Consider the following 2,636-nt stretch of genomic DNA (forward strand, 5'->3'; position numbering starts at 1 on the left):
TGCATATTCCGGCGAACGTGAACGCCCATTCTGGCTGAACGTGAACACCTTTTTTCTTAACGCATCACCCACCGGAGTTTGTACCCCGGGTGTTCACGTTCAGTCAATTTCTTGAAGTCGCTTTCTCATCGATTCCCCTTTCAGAGCCCAGCGGTGAGCGTTGTGCATCAGCCGATCCAGAATGGCGTCCGCTAGAGTGTTATCGCCGATGGCGGCGTACCACTGATCGGTGGGTAGCTGGCTGATGATCATGGTCGAGTGAGTGCCGTGACGGTCATCCATGATCTCCATCAGGTCGTTCCGGTGTGCCGGTTTCAGAGCTTCCAGCCCCCAGTCGTCCAGGATCAGCAGCTTTACTTTGGCTAGTTGGCTGAGGTTTTTCTGGTAGGTGCCATCGGCCTTGGCCTGGGTCAGTTCCAGCAGTAATCGGGAGATCCGGTAATACCGGGTGCTGAGGCCGTTGAGGCAGGCCTGATGCCCCACGGCGCAACCCAGATAGGTCTTGCCACTGCCGCAAGGGCCGGTAATCAACAGGTTCTGGCCCCGTTCGAGCCAGTCGGTCTGGGCCAGTTGGGCTACCTGTGTTTTCTTGAGATTGCGCGGGTGCTGGTAGTCAATATCCTGAACCGAGGCCCGGAGTTTGAAGCGGGCCTGGCGAACCAGACGATCCTGCTTGCGGTGGTCCCGGGTCTGGAACTCCCGGTCGAGCAACAGCTCCAGGCGTTCGGTGAACGACAGCTCGTCATAAGTGCCCGGCTGGTTTTGTTGATGTTCCAGGGCGGCAGCCATGCCGCCGAGCTTCAGGTCTCTCAGTCGTGTCAGGGTTTGCAGGGTGTTCATAGGGTTGTCCTAGTGGAAGCTCTTCGGGCCACGGATATTCTCGTGGTGCTGGGGCAGTTCGGTGTGCAAGGGCAGCTGTTCTGGCAACTTGTCCCGGTTACTCCGGAGAATGGCTTTGATGTGTTTCAGCCGGTCCAGGCCTTCGCGGTTGGCAATGCGGCAACCGGCATTAAGGCGCTCGCGGGGATATTCTTTGCTCAGGTTGAGTAGCCCAAGACAGACCCGGTAGGCCTGTTCCGGATGTTCCCGCTCATCCAGTCGGTCACTGACCCAGATCAGGGTGTCCGGCCCGATGTCACGGGCCCAGTTCTTAAGGCGTCCGGGGGACCACTGCTGCTGTTTTTGATGGCGGGTGGGCATGTGCCCTGACTCGGTCGTGATGCCGTACTGATGACTGCGTGGGTGGCTGGCGATCAGTTGCTGTCGGAAGTAGATCTGTACCAGTCGCTCACTGGCGTGGAGGTCCACCTGCTCGCCGACATACTGGTGTGGCACCGAGTAGTGATGCTGTTGGAACTCGATGTGGTAGTCGATATTGACCCGGCAACGCCGGATCTCGACGTACTCATAAGGGTGTTTGGGTAACGCCCTCAGGGCGGGCTGGTCGAGCGTCTTGAAGGCCTCCTTCCGGTTGCCTGGCAGCGCTCGGAATGATCGGCTGTTCAGGTCGTCCAGCAAAGCCCGGATACACTGGTTCAGGTCGGCCAGGGTGAAGAAGGTGTGGTGGCGTAACCGCGCCAGGATCCAGCGCTCAACGATCTGTACGCCTACCTCCGCCTTGGCTTTATCCTTGGGCTTGTAGGGCCGTGCCGGTAGCACCGCGACCTGGTAATGCGCCGCCAATTGCTGGTAGCTGGGATTCAGGTCCGGATCGTACCGACAGGCCTTGCTGACACCACTCCGGAGATTATCCGGGATAAGCATCTCCGGAACGCCCCCAAAAAATTCGAAGGTACGCACGTGACTCATCAGCCAGTCCTGTAATACCTGGCTCCAGGTGGCCTCCGCGTAGGTGTAATTCGACGCACCCAGCACGGCGACAAACACCTGAGCCGTGCGGATTTCGCCGGTTTGCGGGTTAACGATTGGCACAGTGGGGCCACAGTAATCAATGAAGCACTTTTCACCGGCCTTGTGGATCTGGCGCATAGAGCGCCTTTGCTGCTTTTGCCAGTGCCGGAAGCGGTCACAGTATTGAGAATAACTGTAACAACGGTTGGGGTATTGGGCGGTGTATTCCTCCCACAGCAGTTGCTTGGTAACGCCCTTGTGTTTGAGGCTCTGATGGACGGTCAACCAGTCCGGTACCTGATAGCGGCTAGAGCTGGTGGGGTCAGCACCGGGATAGAGCATGGCCGCCAGGCGGCCATCGTCCAGATCCTCGGGTAAGGGCCAGGTGATCTCTAAAGCCTGGGCTCGGGTCAGGAGCTTCTGGATAGCCCCGACACTGGTCTTGGTGCTGGCGCTGATCTGCCGGATCGAAAGCCCGGCTTCCAGCCTCAGGCGAAGCACTTCTCTGATTTTGCGCATTGTATTTCTCTTTGCTGCCATGACCCTGATTCCCAAAAAAAGAAACCAGAGTAGCAAGCGGTTGAATAAACAATGCGTTAAGAAGGATTCTGGTTGAACGTGAACACCGATTCCGGGAACGTGAACGCCAATTCCGGCATGGTGAACACCGATTCCGGAAAATCCGGGAAAGTGTTCACCTTCAATCGGAATGGCTGTTCACGTTGAACCAGAATAGGTGTTCACGTTCGTCCGGAATGGGTGTTCATGATGGGCCGGAATATGCA

Annotated in this window: 2 protein-coding genes; both read right to left on the bottom strand. The window is 57.5% G+C overall.

The window, feature by feature from the left end; all coding sequences use genetic code 11:
- Positions 1 to 99 precede the first annotated feature (99 nt).
- Positions 100 to 840: an IS21-like element helper ATPase IstB gene (gene istB, locus QPM17_RS23425; protein ID WP_285394152.1), complete on the bottom strand. Its 741-nt coding sequence runs from the start codon at positions 838 to 840 to the stop codon at positions 100 to 102.
- A 9-nt stretch (positions 841 to 849) separates the two neighbouring features.
- The gene (gene istA, locus QPM17_RS23430; protein ID WP_285394153.1) at positions 850 to 2,391 is read right to left on the bottom strand and encodes an IS21 family transposase; all 1,542 of its coding nucleotides are present in this window, start codon (positions 2,389 to 2,391) and stop codon (positions 850 to 852) included.
- Positions 2,392 to 2,636: the final 245 nt, after the last annotated feature.

The organism is Marinobacter azerbaijanicus (genome assembly GCF_030250645.1).
In the GTDB taxonomy this organism is placed as follows: Bacteria; Pseudomonadota; Gammaproteobacteria; order Pseudomonadales; family Oleiphilaceae; genus Marinobacter; species Marinobacter azerbaijanicus.